The organism is Psychrobacter sp. TB67, assembly GCF_000511065.1.
In the GTDB taxonomy this organism is placed as follows: Bacteria; Pseudomonadota; Gammaproteobacteria; order Pseudomonadales; family Moraxellaceae; genus Psychrobacter; species Psychrobacter okhotskensis.
Genome location: NZ_AYYA01000007.1, coordinates 1 through 20,419, shown reverse-complemented (window position 1 = coordinate 20,419; position 20,419 = coordinate 1). Strand labels below are relative to the sequence as shown.

Sequence of the window (20,419 nt, the reverse complement as noted above, 5' to 3'; positions counted from 1 at the left end):
TCAATTTTTTTGAGTTCGATTCCTATGATAGGAAATCGATTTAGCGATTATTTATTTAGCGATTATCTATTTAGTGATTATAAAAGCAATTTTCATGCTTTGAGAAGTCACTTACTAAAACGCACCGCCCCAAAAATTGGATTATATAAAGACCGTACATTAAAAGGCAGTCGTGCTTTAAACGATTATAGTGATATTGTTGGCTATGCTGGTATTGAAGACCAGCTTGGAGAGGCTGTAAGTATCCATAAGTTTTATGGTCATACTTCAAAAAGCTCTATCCGCTTAAGCTTTCAGTTAATGACCCGTGCTGAACCGGCAGCGATGGTGATTGAGACGATTAAGTCGTTGTTGGCGATTAAAGCAGATGACGATGAGATTTTAATTGTCGATAATAATAATACTCAAACAACGCTCTACAAGCCATTGGCTCAGTTCTGTGCCAGTCTGGATGCGCGTCACAATGTACATTTTTATCATATCGATTCAGTAGCAGGCTTTAAAGCTGGCGCACTTAATTTAGCGTTGGGGCTTATGGACCCCAATTGCAGCCATATAGTGGTAGTTGATAGTGACTATCAGGCGTTACCGCAAGCGCGAGTATCGATTGCCAATGCTATCGAGTGTTATCCGACCCATGCGCTATTGCAGTTTCCTCAGTTTTATCGTGACGCCGGACGAGTCGATATTCATAGCGAGCTAAATCACTATTTCAATCACCATTTATACCGTCCGTTTAATCGCACACGTGCGCTATCGACTGGGACTTATGCAGTCATTCGCCGCCGTGCGCTATTAGATTTAGGCGGCTGGTCAGGCGCATCAATTACCGAAGATGCGCAGATGGGTGTGCTGATGCATAGTCGCGGCTTGCGCAGTCAGTTTGTCCCTGAGGTTATCGCGACAGGACTGCTACCCACTACCTTGCACGACTTGATGAGCCAGCGGCGACGCTGGATCTATGGCAATATGCAAGTGCTTAATACTTACTTTTCAGCGTCATCAAACTTGCCTTCAACAAGTTTATCCATCATAGATTCACTCGTCACAGACTCATCCGCTACAAAAAAGAAACTCAGTGAGCGTCTAGCGTACATGGGTGCACACTTATCTCAGCTTAGTGCTTGGGTCAATTTTACCGGTATCTTTATCGTATTGCAGCTATTGACGCTACTTATTATTACGAGTGCGCTACTATTCAGCACCAGTTTAAATATTTATGCTTTGCTTGCTCCTTTATATATCGTGTATGCGAGTTACGCCATATTTTTGGGTAGGCGTTTATGGGCATATATGCAGGATAGGGCATCGCTCAATCAGCAAACTAGCAATGGAGCTGCGCCAAGCTTAAGTAATCGTTTGCGGGCTTGGGCTGTGCATCTGAATTTTTGGGAGTTGGGCGCTTTATCATGGTGGCCAGTACTATGGGGACAAAAGAAGCCGTTTATCTGTACGCCGAAGCAAGAGTTGATACGTACGCGAAAATCAGTTTATGTTGCCAATTTAATGGCGATGCCTAAAGTATTGCTAATGTTAAATATAACCACAGCCATAATTGTATCGCCATTTTCCCTTTTATATTCACCGCTACTATTTGGCTGCGCCGTGATGGTTTGTATTCTAAAAGTATGGGCTGCCAAGGTGATGCTGGATAATTACAGCTATGAAGAATATCAGGTTGCAAATAAAAAGGTAGCTGCTGAGACCTTAATTACTAAAAACCTCAGTGCTAAAAGCTTCGTTACTAAAAACTTGTCTCAGCCGCACATGATTAGTATTGCTAAATCAAAAGACAAACCTTTGACGTCTTCATTTAAAGACGACAATGCTGTTAATTTTTAACAACATTAATTTTAATCTCTACAATTTTTATCTGTACCTAATGACTGTCATTCAACTCATATTTAGTTAATTTATACTTAATAAATTCATATTGGACTTGTTATGCTATCTAGCCCTACTGTCGATATATCAAGTATTACTGCTTACCGTGATGCTAGCGTAATAGATACTCCTGTATTGCGCATTGCCATTATTGCGCATTCTCTATATCCAATCGCGCAGCCATATGCTGGCGGTCTTGAGATGATTACCGAGCTTATATGTGATGAATTGGTCGCTCAAGGACATGAAGTGTTGCTCTATGCGCATGCTGATAGTCAGACTAATGCGACACTCGTGCCCTTTATGACGCGCACGCAGTTTGATGCGTTGGTCTATGACAATGAGCATGATTCGGTAGGTATGAGTCGCGAAGAGTTGTATCAGTATTTGGTCTATCAGCAAGCCATGCGCGATATCATCAGTCGTGATGAGCAGGGCATGATCGATGTGGTGCACAATCACAGCTTGCACCATATACCGATGATGATGGGACAGGCATTTGGCGCGCGTTTTTTTACCACCTTTCATACGCCGATTTTCCCGCAGCTGCGCTTAGCATTATTGACACTACGTCAAGGCACGCAAACCCAGTTCACCGCGATTAGTGGTCATCAGCAGCAGTTATTTGCTGAGTTCGTGCCTTCTCATGTGGTCTATAACGGTATTGATGTACAGTCATTTGATGCCAATACAAACCCAATTGAAGACGAGATTTACTTTTGGTATGGGCGCATTTGTGTGGAAAAAGGCACCCATTTAGCGATGGAGTATTGCAAAGCGGCCGGCAAGCGCCTCATTATTGCAGGGCCAAAAAGTAATGAGGAATATTTTGATGAGTACGTTGCACCGTTACTAGAAGAAGATAAAAACGCTGGGTCTTTATTCGATTACGTCGGTCATCTGAGTAAAGATCAAATCAATGAACGCTTAAGCCAAGTGACTGCTATGCTATTTACCAGTACATGGGACGAGCCTTATGGCTTAACGCTGGCTGAGAGTTTGGCTTGCGGTACGCCAGTGATTGGATTTGATGTCGGTGCGAGCGCTGAGATTGTCACGTCATCGACTGGTATCATTGTACCTAAGATGGACAAAGACGCTTTCATTCAAGCTTTTGCTGATATCAAACATATTTCCCGCGCGGCATGTCGTCTGCGTGCTGAGCAGTTTTGTTCCGTCGCTACGATGGTGGATGGTTATCTGCGGCTATACGAGCAGGCTTTGGAAAGTGGTGATAGTAATAGTGCTCAGATTCAGGCCTTGTCTTTCTAGATGATACTTATGATTCAAGTTCTAGCCTACTAAAAATTTTCTAAATAAACAGACTAACTTTACTAGCTATTTAAGCGTCAGTTTTTAAACAGTAAATTTTGGGAAATCTCCTTATGCGTATTGGCTATTATGCCCATCATCATGGTTCAGGTCACTGTCGCCAAGCAGATAAATTGGCTGCTCTATTGCCGCCTAAATTACGCTCGCAGATGACAGTGTTTACCAGTTTGCCTAATGATGGTTATCACTTTAGCGCGATAACTGATGAGCAAATCGTACGTTTAAGCGCTGAGGATCAGCTACCAGAAGATGTACTACTAGGGCGAGCTGGAAAATATTGGCAGCCAAGTAGTTTGCATTATTCACCAGTAGGTAATCGCAATGTGCAGATGCGCAGCTGGCAGTTACTCGATGAGATTCGTCAGCGTCAGATTGACCTAATGATTATTGATGTCAGCGCCGAAGTTGCTATGCTGTGTCGCGTGGCTAGTATTCCTTACTTATACGTAAGGCTGGCAGGTGAGCGCGATGATATACCGCACTTGAACGCCTTTGCTGGCGCGCTGGGATTATTAACCCCTTACCCAAAGGCACTTGAAGCGTCAGCAACGCTGGACTGGGTACGCCAAAAAACGCTATATCTTGATTTCATGCCCAATAAGACGGATGAGCTGTTAACGTTTACCGCCTTTATAAATAAGCTCATGACGCTCACTACTAGTAGTATTAGTATCCATGAGCGGCTTTCATCTTCGGATAATAAACAAAAAATAGCTGATACTACAATCATAACGGTTATCAAAGGTTACGGTGGGCACGACGCTATTGATGCCAAGCTGCCCGAGCTACGCCGTGCATTACCGAATGCATTGATTATATCGCTTGGACCTATTAACGACGAGGCACGACATTGTGTTGATATTGCTGCTCACGTAAATGATGTGACGCCATTTATTGCCTATAGTGACCTGCTGTTGATGGCGTGTGGTTTGAACGGTATTGCGCAAGCTTATGACTATGCGACGCCGCTCGTGGTGTTGCCAGATGAGCGTCCGCATCGTGAGCAGGAAGTCATGGCAGAGGCGCTGATTGAGCAAGGTCGTGCTCTAAGTTGGGCACAGTTCATGGCTCAAAATTCAAGTTTGGGTAGTCAGGATATACCGTCTTTTTTATCAGTTAACGATAAGTCAATTAGCAATGAATCGATTAGCAATGAGTCAATCAACACTGATAAGACTGCTCTAACGGATAATCAAGATAATACGCCAGCGCAAAAATTTATGGATAGCATTGTTGACTATACTTCCGTCAAAGCTTGGTTTGAAGAATGGTTATTGCCACAATTGGGCCTAAAACCTGATAAACAATAAGAAACCTTAAAAACAAAAGGTTCTACAATAAGAGCAAAGAAGATCTCTATGACAACGACAACCAAAGCGCAAGAGGCCACTCATGCCACTACTCCCGTTAGCGTGCCTTTAAGCGTCATTACTACCTGCTACGGTCGCAATCGGCATCTCTACAACCTACTCGGTAGCTTGGAGCAGGGTAGTGTCAAACCAGCAGAAGTTATTATCGTTAATGATGACGCTGAGCCTGAACGTCTGGCAGCATACGATTTAAATATCATTAAGATAGCAACGACTACAGCGACTGAGAATGGACTAGCAATTAGCGCATCATTTGATATCGGTCGTAACCGTAACCTTGGAGCGGCGCGCGCCACGTATGATGCCATGATTTTCTTGGATGTAGACTGTATCGTCGCGCCAACCTTTATTGAGCAGCTATATAGTAAACTTCAAGCACGTCCCAACGCCTTACTGATGGGTCAACCGCGTTATCTGACGCGTCCTTTGACGGATAATGAGGGTAGACAGCTACAACAAGGTAAATTGGCAGCCGACTTTTTAGACAAGCTGTCTGTATTTAACCCTTATCGGGATAACTTTGATTTACAACATCAGGGTACGTCTATTAAACAGACGCAAGACTATGGTGCGTTTTGGAGTCTTTGCTTTGCTATTATGCACAGTCAGTTTGAGCAAATTGGTGGCTTTGATACGGATTATGTCGGCTATGGCGCTGAAGATACGGATTTTGCTTTTATGGCGCGCGCGTTAAATATCGATTTTTATTTAACTGATGATGTGATTTACCATCAACAGCATAGTGTCTATAGACCGCCGCTTAATCATTTGGATAGTATCGTTATCAATGCCAATCGCTTTTATGAAAAATGGCAACATTGGCCGATGTCAGGATGGTTAGCGGAATTTTCGCAATTACAACTGATTAACTGGCGAGACGAGCAGACAGTACCGATTGCTATTAATCGACAGCCAAGTGAAGTCGAGATTAGAGCGGCTCATTATCCGGATGCGCCTTATGTGTAGATATATAGTCGATACTAAATAAAATAGATACATTGCATTAATACGCTAGACTGGTACAAATTTCTTTTGCGTGCTGTGCCTGCGCAGACAGAGGCTGCAAGAAATTTATCCCAGTCTCGCTATATCAGTTTTAAAGTGAATCAACTATAAGTGTTTAATCTTATTAGTAGTGTTCTATTAGTACTGACGAATAATCTCGACACTATTAGGCGGCGTCGCAAGCTCTTGTCTCTCAAACGCCCAATTATGCCCATCCCAAAAGTGCGCTGTTTTGTCATCATTATTAAAGCCCAACATGACTATCGATAGCGGAGTCTCAGCGTTCTGTCGCTGCTGCACATGTAAGCGCGCCGCCAATAATAGCCGATATAACAGAAACCCTGAGGTCGGCGCTGATGAATGGATATCAGCAAAAATAGGATAATCTGCCACCACGCTATCCTGCTCTGATAACACGCGACAATGCTCATCGCTATGCAATAATTCATTTAGCAGTTCTGGAATCTCTAATACTCGGCTGGCTGTTATCGGATCATCATTAGGGCTGGGGTCATCAGCTAGTAATGGAAACTGGTAGTCAGTATTGCCAAACAAGATGCCAAGTGGTGCATGCTTTGCCATATCGAGCATCGCCGTCAAATTATTACTACGAGGCGGCATGCCAAAATGCAACAGACTGTCGCCAATTTTTCTAAAGAATAATAGTTTTGGTAGATCTTTAACACTAGGATGATGCGCAAAAAAATCAGCATGAATAAAATCATTAAACAAAACCAGCATATCTGTCGGCTGCAACAGCGCCTCTAAGCTCGCTGTATCTATTGAAGGATTATTGGCTATCAATACGATACGCTGCTGTTGTAATAGCGCTTTCTGTATGATAATTGGCAAAGTGTCAAAAGCGGCGGTTGAAGGGTCTGATTGATCATAATTACTGTTGTAAAGTAAGTTTTGTAGCGTGTTTCGCATCATTAATTATGGTCTCAATATTTGGAAATTCAGAGAAGGAAATGGCAGACATATTATAGCGCTTACTCGCTCAAATTAATATATAAACCAAAGAGTTATCTCGTGTTCTTTCCACATGTGCTTGCTTTAGAAGCATAAACAGGAAAGCTACATTACGCTACCTTTTTATCTGCTATTCATCCCTATATATCCGTATCATAAAAGCAATTCCATAATGGCTATAAGGATAAAGAGATATGAGTAATATTATCAAAAAACTTCAACTGACTACATTGGGTGCTTGTCTAACTTTAGCATTGAGCGCAGGTGTAGTTAGTACAGCTGTTAGTGCTGCCAATCATACTGACGAAGTGAGTGCTGCTCAAGCAGCGAAAATTAGCCTAAAGCAGGCGATTACTACGGCGAGCAAAGAAGCTTCCGGTACTTTAATCAGCGCAGAGTTTGATGACGATGATAGCGATGCTGAGGGTGATGGCGGTGTCTATGAGCTGGAATTTAGTACTAATACCACTGGTTATGAAATCAAAGTTGATGCTATAACTGGCAAAATCGTAAAGACTGAAACCGAACGTCTGGATAAGGACGATTTGGCTGACTATAAGGCTCAGCAGCAAGCAAAAATCAAGGTGATGGATGCGATGAGTATCGCTGAGAAGCAAACGGGTGGTCGCATTCTCGAAATTGAGTTTAAGAATGATCGCGATTATGCTAATCATGCGTCCTACTACGAAACCCAACTTCTCAAAGGCAATAGTCTGCTTTGGCTAAATATCGATGCCGATACGGGGAGTACATTTAAAAACAAGTTTAAAAAATAACTGAGCGACATAAATAAATATCAGCAGTGCATGATGTATCGACATTATTTTTTACTGACTATAGAGTAGCAGTGTCTTAACTTCTATCGATAGCCAATAAAAAAACCCCAATCATTTAATGGTTGGGGCTTCTTTAATTATGGTAAATGTTTATATAAATTCGCTATACCGTCTCGCGCCATTTACCTTGAACCATAATACCTGCAATAGGATTTAGCCCCATTTGATAAGCAAGGTCAGCAGGGCGCGCGATATCCCATAATGCCAAATCAGCATCGTAACCCACTTCTATTTTGCCTTTTTTGGCGAGACCTAACGCTTGTGCCGCGTGAACAGTTGCGCATGCCAATACTTCTTCAGGGGTTAAATAAAATAGTGTACAGCCCATATTCATCGCTAATAACAGCGACGTTAGTGGTGAAGTGCCGGGGTTGCAATCTGTCGATATGGCAATGTTGACCTGATGTTTGCGCAGTGCTTCTATCGGTGGCAACTTAGTATCACGTAGCGTATAAAAAGCACCTGGCAATAGTACGGCTACCGTGTTGCTTGCGGACATTTTTTCAATATCTTCTTCTGCTAAGTGCTCTAAATGGTCGCTTGATAGTCCTTGGTATTCTGCTACCAAAGCACTAGCACCTATGTTTGAGAGCTGCTCGGAATGCAGCTTAACTGGCAACTCTAACGAGCGGGCAACGTCAAAGACGCGCTGAATCTGCTCGCTACTAAAGGCGATGTTTTCACAGAAACCATCGACCGCATCGACCAAGCCCTCGCTATGCAAGATTGGTAACCACTGGCAAACTTGTTCGATATAGGCATCGGCATTGTCTTTATATTCTGGCGGTAGGGCATGGGCGGCTAAATAGGTGGTGCTGACATGAATGTTGTGTTTGTCAGCGAGCGCGCGGGCGACTTTTAGCATTTTTCGCTCAGTTTCTAAGTCCAGTCCATAGCCAGATTTGATTTCGACACTGGTCACGCCTTCTTTGATGAGCGCGAGCAGGCGCTTTTCACTTTGCGCAAACAATTCTTCCTCATTCGCTACGCGGGTAGCGCTAACGGTTGAGACAATGCCGCCACCTTGTGCCGCGATATCTTGATAACTGGCACCTTGCAATCGCGCTTCGAACTCGTTGCTGCGGTTACCGCCATAAACGATATGGGTATGACAATCGATGAGTCCAGGCGTGACCCAGTTGCCGTCAACGTCTTTGATTTGATCATTTTTATATTGGGTAAGGTGCGGCTTTATTTGCTCATGCGTGCCAACCCATGCAATTTTGCCATCTTTGATACCGATAGCGGCGTTCATTAATTGACCATAAGGGGTGCTATCTTGTTGACTATCGCTATAAATATTAAACCTGTATTGCGCTGAAAAGGTGGCGAGATTGGCATTGATAATAATGTTGTCAAACGATGTCAGAGTGGAATCGTTTATAGGCGTTTGGTCTGTAGAATTTGTCGTATTAGTCATAATGTGCTCCTACTTATTAGTATAGATTTAGTGCAGCCATCCATAGTCCGCTTACTTTAAAATAGACATTGTGTCGTTGGTAAAAACGCTTCTTGCTGTGGTGCTGCTGACAGAGGATGTGCAAAATTTACTTCAGTAGCCTTGTATGGTTGGTTTATTTTAAAAATGTTATAGCGTGACTGGTACAAATTTTACTCGCTTGTTGTGCGCAAGCGAGACAAAGGCTTCGCAAAATTCATCCCAGTCACTTGTATAAATATTCATAACACTTTTATTCTGTATCGATTTATTTATACTAAAAGTAAATGCTGCTCGATAATAGTTGCCAAAAGCCGAGCGGCAACCTTACAGCTGCGTCCATCAATATCAAAGCTCGGGTTAATCTCGGCGATATCGGCCATTTTTACTTTATTCGACGCCATGATACGTTTGACCGCGCGCTCAACGAAGCTCAGCTCAATACCATAAGCTGCTGGTGCACTGACACCAGGAACGACGCTCGATGGCAAGCAGTCCATATCAATGGTTAAGTAGACCACATCAACGTCATTGATAAATTCTTCTATTTGAGCTGCAATTTTTTTCCATTTCTTATTGGTGCAGTCTTCGTCACTGATAATGTGGACGCCTAACTGCTCAGCACGGTCGAAGAGCGCGGCAGTGTTGGAAAACCGGCTAACGCCGATACAGCAATAGTGAAATGGCTGACCTTGTGCTTCAAGGTGCTCGGCTATTTGGCGAAATGGTGTACCAGACGTGGCGACATCAGATTGGCGAATGTCCAAATGCGCATCAAAGTTAATCACCCCGATAGTATGCATTGTGCTTGCATGGCTTTTAACATGGCTTTCAAGATTGCTTTCGACATCATTTTCAAAATAGTTTTTGACATTGCTAACGTCATGAGTAGGCTGATCGGTTTCTGATGACAGCGCCTGCCACAATCCTAAAAAGCTACCATAAGCGATGGCATGACCACCACCAAGACCAATAGGCAGGCCGCCTTGCTGGATAATATGGCTAACCTTATCGGCATACTTTACTTGGGCTTGCTCAAGGGTACGCTCGGCAAAATCATCATTATCATGACAATGGATATCGCCAGCATCACCCAATAAGGTTGGCAATTGACCATCAAAGCGTTGTTGTAACTCAGCGATGACCGGTAGTGCCGCAAATGTTTGACGAATTAAGGGCGGCGCAGCTCTTGCACCTACGCGTCCTTGATTACGTCTGACGCCTTGGTCACAAGCGAACCCGACCAGCCCAATGCGCTGACCGTTTTGCTGACCGGTGCTATCAAAGGCATAAGGCTCGGCTATTTGATACCAGTAGCGGGCGCGCGCAGACTCAAACGGCTCTGCACGTCCTGTCCACTGACTCATATCAGCTGCGCTGTAGCTAACGGTTATTGTCATTGTTGAACTCCTTGCATAATATAAAACCTGACTCTCAATTTAGTATGACCTACACCCGTAAAATTAGATGATTGAGAGCGGATTTAAATATATAAAACCTTTTATTTAGACTCGTACCAATCGCTACGCAATGACTGCCAGTGGCTTGTCAGAGTGCCATCTAATACCAGCTGCTTTGCTGCTTCAATATCAGGCGCTAGGTAGCGATCTTTATCATAAAAAGTGACTTGCTCGCGTAGTTTCTGATGCGCTGTCTGTAACGGCTCTGAGGTATCTAGTCCACGATGGAAGTCGATACCTTGACCAGCAGCCAATAGCTCAATGCCGATAATGGTGGCGGTATTTTGCGCCATCTCATATAGGCGGCGCGCACAATAGGTTGCCATAGATACGTGGTCTTCTTGATTGGCAGAAGTTGGAATGCTATCAACGCTGCCAGGGTGGGCGATAGACTTGTTCTCTGAGGCTAGCGCCGCTGCGGTCACGTGGGCAATCATAAAGCCTGAGTTTACCCCAGCATTATCAACTAAGAATGGCGGTAAGCCGCCTGATAAGGTTGCATCAATCAATAAAGCCACACGGCGCTCAGACATAGAACCAATCTCAGCAATCGCCAAGGCTAAAATGTCTGCAGCAAAAGCAACTGGTTCAGCATGGAAGTTACCACCTGAGATAGCCACTGGGCCGTCATCATTGTTAAAGATAAGTGGGTTATCGGTTACCGCATTAGATTCAATTAATAAAGTCTTGCCTGCTTGGTTGATGATATCAAGGCAAGCACCCATGACCTGTGGCTGGCAGCGTAAGCAATAAGGGTCTTGTACTCTATCGTCTTGCTCACCATCATGGGAGGCGCGAATAGCACTGCCTTTAATCAGCTGACGATGCGCTTTAGCGATTTCAATTTGACCATGATGGCCACGCACTTCATGAATACGTGCGTCAAATGGGGCATCCGAGCCTTTGGCGGCATCGATAGACATAGAGCCGACGATGGTGGCTGTCTCAAGCAAGTCACGCGCTAAGAAATAACCGCGCAATGCTAATGCCGTTGAGACCTGTGTACCATTGATAAGGGCAAGACCTTCTTTGGCTGCAAGGGTAATTGGCTCAAGACCATGCTGCGCTAATGCCTCAGCAGCGGGTACTTTTTTGCCGCCAACATAGACATCGCCTTCGCCCATCATGGCCAGCGTCATATGTGATAAAGGGGCTAAGTCACCAGAGGCCCCAACGGAGCCTTTTACTGGAATGTGTGGCGTAATTTGATTATTAATCAAAGCCAATAGGCTGTCGACTACCTCGCGGCGTACACCAGACACGCCTTGCGATAAGCTGGCTACTTTCATGACCATGATTAATCGTACCACGCCGTCTGGTAGCGCCTCACCAGTACCAACAGAATGCGACACGATCAAGTTACGCTGAAGTAGCTCAAGCTGATCATCACTGATACGGGTTTTTGCTAATAGGCCAAAACCGGTATTGATACCATAAGCGCTTTTATCACGCGCAATAATGGTACGTACATCTTCATGCGAGGCATCTATCGCCTCATAAGCACTGTCAGGTAACGTCAATATGACAGGTTGCTCATAAATATCGCGCAACATCTCAAAGCTTAATTGGCGTGGGTGTAGGGTTAGTTTTTTGATATCAGTCATGCGATTCATCCTAATTTTATGAGCTATATTAATTGTATTTTTTGTTGTCTATACATTTTAGTTTATGCGTTGTTGTTTATAAACAGCTAAAGGCTATGTCGTCTAAATTTCTTTAACTAATCCCGCTTGTTTCAGTCGGTCTAACTGATCCAGCCCAAGTATATCGCTAAATGTCCAAAAGGTGCAGCGATTAGAATGCTAAGCACCACTCGCTCAAACCAAATAATGACCATCTTAGGTACTGACAGCGGTATCTCAGTTGCCAATACACAAGGAATCATCGCTGAAAAGAACAGTACGCTACTAATCGAAACTACGCCTGCCACATAACGGGTCAAGACCTCAGCTTCCGTTAGCAATAGGGCAGGCAAGAACATCTCAGCCAATCCTGCTGACATGCCTTTGGCAGCAACTAATGGCTCAGGCATACCAGTTACCCAAGTGAATGGATACAAGAGCAAACCTAACGCATCAAAGACTGGCGTATATTTGGCTAGTAATAAACCAGTTAACCCTACCGCGATAATAGAAGGCACAATCGCAGCTGCCATCGTCAGTCCATCGCGAAAGTTCGACCACATAATTTGTTTGAGGTCAGTTGCACGGCGTGAAGTAGCCAGTCCTAAATGATACGCTGCTGCTAAGCGATTGCCTTGTTGGTGGTCTAAGTTTGGACGCTCGACGCTATCATCAAAACCTCGAATAGGTGGAATACGTGCGGTAATGGCGGTGACAATAAAAGTAATAATCAGTGTCGACCAAAAAAACAGATTCCAAAACTCCATTAGACCAAGGGTCTTAGCAACGATCACCATAAAGGCTGCCGATACCGTAGAAAACCCAGTAGCAATGATGATGGCTTCACGGACCGAATATTGATTTTGCAAAAAGACCCGATTGGTAATGAGCAGCCCAATAGAATAACTACCAACAAAGGACGCAACGGCATCAATCGCCGATGAGCCGGGCGTTTTCCAAATTGGCTTCATAATAGGCTGCATGAGTACCCCAAACATCTCCAGCAAGCCAAAACCGAGCAAAAAAGCGAGGATTAATGCGCCAATAGGGACAATCATACCGACTGGTAATGCCAGTTTTTCAAACAAAAACGGCAACATGTCCTTTTCCATGATGATAGCAGGCGCCATATCAGTGATATACATGATGGCGAGTACTAGCCCGATAATCTTGAAGGCGGTTAATATCATATTGGTGATATTTTTACGCCATGAACCATCATAAATGGGTTTGCCAACACCATAAATCATCAGTAGAAACAGCAAAAACACAGCAAGGGTGTGCTGCTGAGTGACTAGATAAGTTGCCCCATGATCAAATAAAATGGTGCTCTTTTCACCAATAGTAAAAGGCACAAAGAACATCACCAAGCCAATAGCACTAAATACGATTAGCTGTATCAGTGCGACAGGTTTGGACAGCAGCTTTTCAGGCGGCGGGCTAGCAGGTGCTGGACTGTCTAGAGGCGTTCTAGGCACGGAGCTGCCTGGGGGCAAAATATCACGTTCAGACATATTATCGTCCTTGATAAAGTGTTGATGATGTCCCTATATCATTTGGGCATATAAGGACAAGGGCAAGCTATTTAATCATCGGTAGATTTAAGCCATATTCTTTGGCTGTTTTGATGGCCAGCTCATAGCCCGCATCCGCATGACGCATCACACCTGAGCCGCAATCATTGACCAGTACTCGCGCCAAGCGCTTGGCAGCGGCATCTGTGCCATCAGCGACGATGACCATGCCAGAGTGCTGCGAGTAACCCATACCCACGCCGCCGCCATGATGTAATGACACCCAAGTGGCGCCGCCTGCGACATTGAGCATGCCGTTTAATAACGCCCAGTCAGATACAGCGTCCGAGCCATCTTTCATACTTTCTGTTTCGCGGTTTGGGCTGGCAACAGAGCCAGTATCCAAATGGTCACGACCGATAACGATAGGACCTTTTAACTCACCACTTTTAACCATTTCGTTAAATGCCAAGCCTGCTTTATCACGTTCACCAAGACCTAACCAGCAGATACGTGCTGGCAAGCCTTGAAATTGAATGCGTTCTTTCGCCATGTCTAGCCAGCGATGAATATGCTGATTTTCAGGGAACAGCTCTTTAATTTTTTGATCGGTTTTGTAGATATCTTCTGGATCACCTGATAATGCGACCCAGCGGAATGGACCTTTACCTTGGCAAAACAGCGGACGAATATAAGCAGGGACAAAACCCGGGAAATTAAAGGCATTTTTTACCCCTTCATCAAAGGCAACTTGACGAATGTTGTTACCATAATCAGTCGTTGGGATACCCATTTCTTGTAGGTCGAGCATTGCTTGCACGTGTACGGCACAAGATGCAGCAGCATCTTTGGTTAAGGCGGCATGTTGGTCTGGATTTTCTTGTGCTGCTTTCCATTCTTCAACTGTCCAGCCACTTGGTAGATAGCCATTAATCAAGTCATGCGCTGAGGTTTGATCAGTAACCAAGTCAGGTTTTATCTCGCCTGCATTGGCACGCTTGACCATCTCAGGCAAGATATCTGCAGCGTTACCAAGTAGCGCGATAGAGACGGCTTCACCAGCATCCGTATGCTGCTTAATCAGCTCATAAGCATGGTCAAGATTGTCGGCTTGCTTATCGACGTAACCAGTACGCAAACGGAAATCAATACTAGACTGTTGGCATTCGATGTTTAAAGAAGTCGCGCCGGCAAAGGTCGCGGCTAATGGCTGTGCGCCGCCCATACCACCAAGACCAGCGGTCAAAATCCAACGTCCTGCCCAGCTGCCATCATAATGCTGGCGACCGGCTTCGACAAAAGTTTCATAAGTGCCTTGGACGATGCCTTGAGTGCCGATATAAATCCAGCTACCGGCAGTCATTTGGCCGTACATAAATAGGTCTTTGCGATCAAGCTCGTTGAAATGCTCCCACGTTGCCCAGCGCGGGACAAGGTTGGAGTTAGCAATCAACACACGTGGCGCATTTTCATGAGTTTGAAAGACGCCAACTGGTTTGCCTGATTGCACTAATAAGGTCTCATCGTCTTCTAATTCTTTGAGTGACGCTAGGATTTGATCATAGCTTTCCCAGTTACGGGCTGCACGTCCGATACCGCCATACACAACCAAGCTTTTTGGGTTTTCGGCCACATCAGGGTGTAGGTTGTTTTGCAGCATGCGATAAGGCGCTTCGGTCAGCCAGCTTTTGCAATTTAATGTGCTACCAGTCGGCGCGGCGATTTCGCGGCTCTCATCACGGCGGGTAGGTTTGTTGCTATCGGTATCAGTAGTCATGGTCAAATCCTTATGAAATCTTTTTAGACAATAAAGTAATCAAGGTAAGCGTTTTACAGTCAGTCTATAAATTCGGCGAAATATCGATTAGATGACGCAGATTTTTAGCACTACTGTAAAGTTGTATATACAAATTATCAAAGATTATTTTCACACGCAAGTACTTTTTTATAAATGACTCAATTATTTTTGTGAGTGTTTTGGCAGATAGACAGAGGTGAAGGGGTTTTGCTGAGGTTCATGAAGTTATCTCGTGATATTATGGCCTCATTATTATTGATGAAACTAACGGTTAAAGACGAATATGACAAAGACGATTCCAGCCTATCAGCGGATTAAAAATGCCATATTGGACAATATCCATTCCGGAAAATGGCAGGCGGGCAATGCAATCTCTACCGAAATGGCCTTGGCAGAAGAGTTTGGGGTATCGCGTATGACGGTCAATCGTGCCTTGAAAGAGTTGAGTGAAGAGCGGGTATTGGAGCGCCGCCAAGGGTCGGGGACATTCGTCGCCCAGCAGCAGTTCAATCATACCTTTGTAGAAGTGCGTAATATTGCTCAAGACTTAAAATCAGCCAATCGTGACTATCAGGCACAAGTGCTGAGCAAACGCGCTATTACCGCGAGCATGTTAGATGATGAAATGCGCCGTAAATTTAGTATTGATGAAGCAGTCTTGCATTCTGAGGCAAATGAAGCTGATAGCACTATTAATAGCACCGAGGCGGCTATTTTATACGAAGTAAAAATCATTCATTTCGCGGATGGCCAGCCGATACAATTTGAAGAGCGTTGGGTCGATGCGACAAAAGTACCAGCATTCATTGAGCAAGATTTTAGCGTGGTGAATACTAGCGACTACTTGATTGCTGAAAGTCCACTCGAGCGCGGTAACTATACCATTCGCGCCTTAGCAGCACCTGATGAGATTGCTGAGGCGCTACAGATTGCACCGCAGTCACCGACGTTAGTGCTACGTCGTCAGACTTATTCGGCAGGGAAAGTATTGACCTTTGTAAAGATGTGGCATGCTGGCGATCGTTATCAATTCTCAGGTGCACTCTAACAATCTTACGCATGCTCACTGTTTTTGTACGGTTATTCTTACCCAATTACGATAGTATATAACTTAGCTACGATTTGATTTTTAAGTTTGCTAGGTAGCTGGCAACAGCCATTAGCGCTGACTAGCCATTGTGATTAAAGGTAAACGTTACTGTAAAATGCTTAAAAATTATATCTAATACCTAAAAGTAGTATTGAAAAACAGACTTACTATCCTCAAATTGAGCAACCAAAGACACAGATAATAGCGTACAGGTTTTATTGCTATCTCTGTATGTCATCATTTAGCCGTTTTTATTTGGCTTATATATTTTGCTCTACTTATATTTTTGCATTATTCATTTATCCTATAAGGACGCCTTATGAAACGTCGTAACCTTTTAGCCCTTGCCGCCAGTACTGTATTGCTTGCCGCTTGTGGTCAGTCTAGCACCAATGAAGCCGACACCAATGCGACAGATAGTGCTGCGACTGGTGGTTCAGATTTGCTACAACGTATCAATAATGGCGGCACGATTAACGTCGGTACCGAAGGCACCTATCCGCCATTCACGTATCATAATGAGAGCGGTCAGTTGACGGGTTATGACGTCGAAGTGACGCGTGCAGTCGCTGATAAACTAGGCGTTGATGTTGAGTTTAAAGAAACTCAGTGGGATGCGATGCTGGCAGGTCTAGACTCAAAACGTTTTGATATGGTCGCCAACCAAGTTAGCTTGACCACGCCTGAACGTCTAGCCAAATATGACAAAGCCACCGCTTATAGCTGGTCAGGTGCTGTGGTGTTAGCGCCAACTGATGACAATCGTTATAGCTCATGGGAAGCGTTAAAAGGTTTGCGTTCAGCACAGTCACTGAGCAGTAATTATGGTGAGCTGGCAGAACGCTATGAAGCCGAAGTTGTCCCTGTCGATGGTATGGCGCAAGCGATTCAATTGGTCAAACAAGACCGTGCTGACTTTACGATGAATGACAATCTTGCCATATTGGATTATCTCAAGAAATTCCCCGACAGTGCGCTTGAAATCAAATTGGTCGCTCCTGTCAGTGAGCAGACGGGCTCGGGCTTAGTATTGCTAAAAGGTGATGATGCTGTGGTCGCCAAACTAGACGAAGCCATGGCCGCATTAAAAGCGGATGGTACGTTGACCAAACTCAGCGAAGAATTCTTTGGTGCTGATATAAGTCAACAAAAATAATGCTAGCTTCTATCACGTCAGTGCTGGCCGAATTACTGGCATTATTGCCATTCATGGACCCTGCTCGAGCGCAAATTGTTATCAATTCGTTTTGGCCAATGCTCAAAGGCGGTATCTATTATTCGATACCGCTGGCATTGATATCCTTTGCGATTGGTATGGCAATTGCGCTGTCGGTGGCGCTCATTCGTATCGTCCCACGCGCTGGCTGGTTCCATGAGATTGTTTACCGGCTTGCGCGTATTTATGTGTCTGCTATTCGCGGTACACCCATGCTCGTGCAGCTGTTTATTATCTTCTATGGTTTGCCCAGTGTCGGTGTTAAGCTCGATCCGTTTCCTTCAGCGATTATTGCCTTTTCATTGAATATCGGTGCTTACGCCTCGGAGACGGTACGTGCCTCGATTTTATCTATTCCAAAAGGTCAGTGGGAAGCAGGCTCAACGGTCGGGTTAACCTACCTACAAACCTTCCGCCATGTAATTTTGCCACAAGCGCTTAGGGTATCGGTACCACCGTTATCCAATACTTTTATTAGCTTGGTAAAAGACACCTCATTAGCCTCATTGGTGCTGGTCACGGAGCTGTTTAAACAGGCTCAGATTATCACCGCACGTAACTATGAGTTTATGTTGGTTTACACCGAAGCGGCAGTGATTTATTGGGGTATTTGTTTATTCCTAACCTTTATTCAAGGTAAGCTTGAGACCAGACTTGATCGCTACGTGGCGAAATAGCTAAGTACGAAATAGCTTTTTGACTGATTGCAGAACAGCTTTAGTATCATCCGCACAACAGGAACCTTTATGATCAAAGTCACCAACATTCACAAAGCCTTTGGCAGCAATCAAGTGCTCAAAGGCATTGATTTGACCATTGAAAAAGGCAAAGTCGTGGTGATATTAGGGCCATCAGGGTCTGGTAAAACCACTTTTTTACGATGCTTAAATGCGCTAGAAATTCCAGATCAAGGCGTTATTGCCTTTGACGACGGCAGCTTGACGGTAGATTTTGCCACTAAGCCTAAGAAAAAAACCTTGTTGGCGCTGCAACGTAAGTCGGGCATGGTGTTTCAGTCTTATAATTTATTCCCGCACAAATCCGCGCTTGAAAACTTAATGCTTGGCCCGACAGTCGTACAAGGACAAAGTAAAGCGCATGCTCGTGAGCAGGCTTTAGTATTATTGGAAAAAGTTGGTCTGTCGGACAAAGCGGATCTTTATCCGTTTCAGCTATCTGGTGGTCAGCAGCAGCGAGTTGGTATTGCTCGTGCACTTGCGATTGAGCCGTCATTATTGTTGTTCGATGAACCAACGTCCGCGCTTGATCCTGAGTTGGTACAAGATGTCCTTGAAACCATGAAAAAATTGGCGTCAGAAGGTTGGACAATGGTCGTAGTTACGCATGAGATTAACTTTGCTCGTGATGTCGCAGATCATGTGGTTTTAATTGAAGATGGTGTTGTCGTCGAAGAGGGCAGTGCCAAGCAGCTCTTTGAGGATTCAGAGCATCCAAGGACGCAAGCATTTTTGCAGCGTATTCAACTATAAGCTACTTATCTAATTGTAATGTACTAAGCTATAAAAAAATCATCAGTCGCTTGGCTGATGGTCCTTTAAAGTGATTGACCGTTCATCTATCCGATGAAGTGATCTTGATTCATCATATTGAAAACAATAAAATAGTCTGTAATATTTGAATGAATGTAGAGATAACCTGAAAATGATGGATAGATTTATACTGAAATCTCGGGAGTTTCCCAAACTTTGTGTAACTGCTTATAATCCACTAACAGGAGAATAAGCAATGACGACTCAATCTGACATCAAGAAACTGGCTGAGCAAATGGCTGGTAGCATGAAAAGCTTCGATGACATCAAAGACTTCTTAGATTAACACATGAAGTGCAATATCAAAGAGCAGGTGAAAAAGAGGCCTAGATGCGCTAGCATCAAAGCTACTATCCACCGCCAAAGTGAGATTGCAACCATGAGCTATACACATCTAAGCCTAGAGGAACGATATCAGATTTATGCCCTTAGAGGGGCACAACATAGTATTAAATTTATAGCAGGGGCGTTAGGCAGAAGTCCCAGCACCATATCAAGAGAGCTTAGACGCAATAAAAGCCTACGAGGCTACCGGGCAAAGCATGCAGACAACACCGCTAAAGCGAGGCGAGCAAATAATGCCTTCACCATCATTTTAAACGTCTGGGACTGGGTCGTGACTAAGCTTAAACTGCAGTGGAGTCCTGAGCAAATAGCAGGCGTTCATAGTGGAGTCAGTCACACGAGTATCTATCGTTACTTATGGACGGATAAGAGGCAAGGCGGCACGCTATGGCAGTATTTAAGACGCAAAGCCAAACCCTATCGTCAAAGGCTTACCACTGAGACTCGTGGGCGTATTAATGACAGGATCTCAATTCATGAGCGCCCTCATGTAGTAAAAGAGCGATCCCGCATCGGTGATTGGGAAGCGGACACCATCATTGGTCAAAACCATAAACAAGCTATCGTGACAGTGGTAGAGCGAAAGACAGGTTTGGTTAAGATGAAGCGAGTGACTAAAAAGAGTGCTCATCTGGTCGCGGATGCGATGGTGGTAATGCTAACTCCAGTGAAACTACACGTTAAGACGATTACGTCCGATAATGGCAAGGAATTTGCGGATCATAAAGCCATTAAGCAAAGACTCTATAGTGGGTTCTACTTTGCTGATGCTTATGCCTCATGGCAACGAGGAACAAACGAAAATACCAATGGCTTGATTAGAGAGTACTTGCCTAAAGGATGTGACTTTAGACAAGTATCTGATGATGAGGTTCAAAACATTGAAGACAGGTTAAACAACAGACCAAGAAAACGATTAGGGTTTAAAACGCCAAACCAGGTGTTTTATTCCATTACTTAGCGTTGCACTTGGTGTGTTAATCTAGG

The 20,419-nt window shown here is 44.3% G+C and carries 16 protein-coding genes; 10 read left to right on the top strand and 6 right to left on the bottom strand.

Annotated elements, in window-relative coordinates; genetic code table 11:
* Nucleotides 1-99 precede the first annotated feature (99 nt).
* The 4 genes from W293_RS0101420 (at nt 100) to W293_RS0101405 (ending at nt 5,552) form a co-directional block, all read left to right on the top strand.
* Nucleotides 100-1,842, top strand: a complete 1,743-nt coding sequence (locus W293_RS0101420) for a glycosyltransferase family 2 protein (RefSeq protein ID WP_198015405.1) — start codon at nt 100-102, stop codon at nt 1,840-1,842.
* Nucleotides 1,843-1,944: 102 nt separating this feature from the next.
* On the top strand, nt 1,945-3,156 hold the full coding sequence (locus tag W293_RS0101415) for a glycosyltransferase (RefSeq protein WP_025650753.1): 1,212 nt from the start codon (nt 1,945-1,947) through the stop codon (nt 3,154-3,156).
* 113 nt (nt 3,157-3,269) lie between these two features.
* Nucleotides 3,270-4,526, top strand: coding sequence for a hypothetical protein (locus W293_RS16660; protein ID WP_025650752.1), 1,257 nt, complete (start codon nt 3,270-3,272; stop codon nt 4,524-4,526).
* 48 nt (nt 4,527-4,574) lie between these two features.
* On the top strand, nt 4,575-5,552 hold the full coding sequence (locus W293_RS0101405; RefSeq protein WP_051395141.1) for a glycosyltransferase family 2 protein: 978 nt from the start codon (nt 4,575-4,577) through the stop codon (nt 5,550-5,552).
* A gap of 177 nt (nt 5,553-5,729) precedes the next feature.
* Here W293_RS0101405 and W293_RS0101400 read toward each other — a convergent pair whose 3' ends face one another.
* On the bottom strand, nt 5,730-6,524 hold the full coding sequence (locus W293_RS0101400) for a hypothetical protein (RefSeq protein ID WP_025650750.1): 795 nt from the start codon (nt 6,522-6,524) through the stop codon (nt 5,730-5,732).
* 233 nt (nt 6,525-6,757) lie between these two features.
* Here W293_RS0101400 and W293_RS0101395 point away from each other — a divergent pair, with 233 nt between their 5' ends.
* Nucleotides 6,758-7,339, top strand: coding sequence for a PepSY domain-containing protein (locus tag W293_RS0101395; protein ID WP_025650749.1), 582 nt, complete (start codon nt 6,758-6,760; stop codon nt 7,337-7,339).
* Nucleotides 7,340-7,502: 163 nt separating this feature from the next.
* On the opposite strand, the gene hutI is transcribed toward W293_RS0101395, so the two are convergent.
* The 5 genes from hutI to hutU form a co-directional block, all read right to left on the bottom strand.
* Entirely contained in the window at nt 7,503-8,819 is a 1,317-nt protein-coding gene (gene hutI / locus W293_RS0101390; RefSeq protein ID WP_025650748.1) for an imidazolonepropionase, read from the bottom strand.
* Between the two features lie 290 nt (nt 8,820-9,109).
* Complete coding sequence (locus W293_RS0101385) at nt 9,110-10,237, bottom strand: formimidoylglutamase (protein WP_025650747.1); 1,128 nt, start codon at nt 10,235-10,237, stop codon at nt 9,110-9,112.
* A 101-nt stretch (nt 10,238-10,338) separates the two neighbouring features.
* Complete coding sequence (gene hutH, locus W293_RS0101380; protein ID WP_037025909.1) at nt 10,339-11,901, bottom strand: histidine ammonia-lyase; 1,563 nt, start codon at nt 11,899-11,901, stop codon at nt 10,339-10,341.
* A 140-nt stretch (nt 11,902-12,041) separates the two neighbouring features.
* Nucleotides 12,042-13,433: a YjiH family protein gene (locus tag W293_RS0101375; protein ID WP_025650745.1), complete on the bottom strand. Its 1,392-nt coding sequence runs from the start codon at nt 13,431-13,433 to the stop codon at nt 12,042-12,044.
* A 67-nt stretch (nt 13,434-13,500) separates the two neighbouring features.
* On the bottom strand, nt 13,501-15,210 hold the full coding sequence (hutU, locus tag W293_RS0101370) for a urocanate hydratase (RefSeq protein WP_025650744.1): 1,710 nt from the start codon (nt 15,208-15,210) through the stop codon (nt 13,501-13,503).
* A gap of 304 nt (nt 15,211-15,514) precedes the next feature.
* Here hutU and W293_RS0101365 point away from each other — a divergent pair, with 304 nt between their 5' ends.
* The 5 genes from W293_RS0101365 to W293_RS15900 all read left to right on the top strand — a co-directional run bounded on the left by W293_RS0101365 (nt 15,515) and on the right by W293_RS15900 (nt 20,393).
* Nucleotides 15,515-16,279 carry a UTRA domain-containing protein gene (locus tag W293_RS0101365; RefSeq protein ID WP_025650743.1) on the top strand — a complete coding sequence of 255 codons (765 nt, stop codon included), beginning with the start codon at nt 15,515-15,517 and terminating at the stop codon, nt 16,277-16,279.
* 361 nt (nt 16,280-16,640) lie between these two features.
* The gene (locus tag W293_RS0101360) at nt 16,641-17,477 is read left to right on the top strand and encodes an amino acid ABC transporter substrate-binding protein (RefSeq protein WP_025650742.1); all 837 of its coding nucleotides are present in this window, start codon (nt 16,641-16,643) and stop codon (nt 17,475-17,477) included.
* Nucleotides 17,478-17,530: 53 nt separating this feature from the next.
* Entirely contained in the window at nt 17,531-18,214 is a 684-nt protein-coding gene (locus W293_RS0101355) for an amino acid ABC transporter permease (protein ID WP_173240328.1), read from the top strand.
* 69 nt (nt 18,215-18,283) lie between these two features.
* On the top strand, nt 18,284-19,027 hold the full coding sequence (locus tag W293_RS0101350; RefSeq protein WP_025650740.1) for an amino acid ABC transporter ATP-binding protein: 744 nt from the start codon (nt 18,284-18,286) through the stop codon (nt 19,025-19,027).
* A 439-nt stretch (nt 19,028-19,466) separates the two neighbouring features.
* On the top strand, nt 19,467-20,393 hold the full coding sequence (locus W293_RS15900; protein WP_037025096.1) for an IS30 family transposase: 927 nt from the start codon (nt 19,467-19,469) through the stop codon (nt 20,391-20,393).
* The last annotated feature ends 26 nt before the right edge of the window (nt 20,394-20,419 follow it).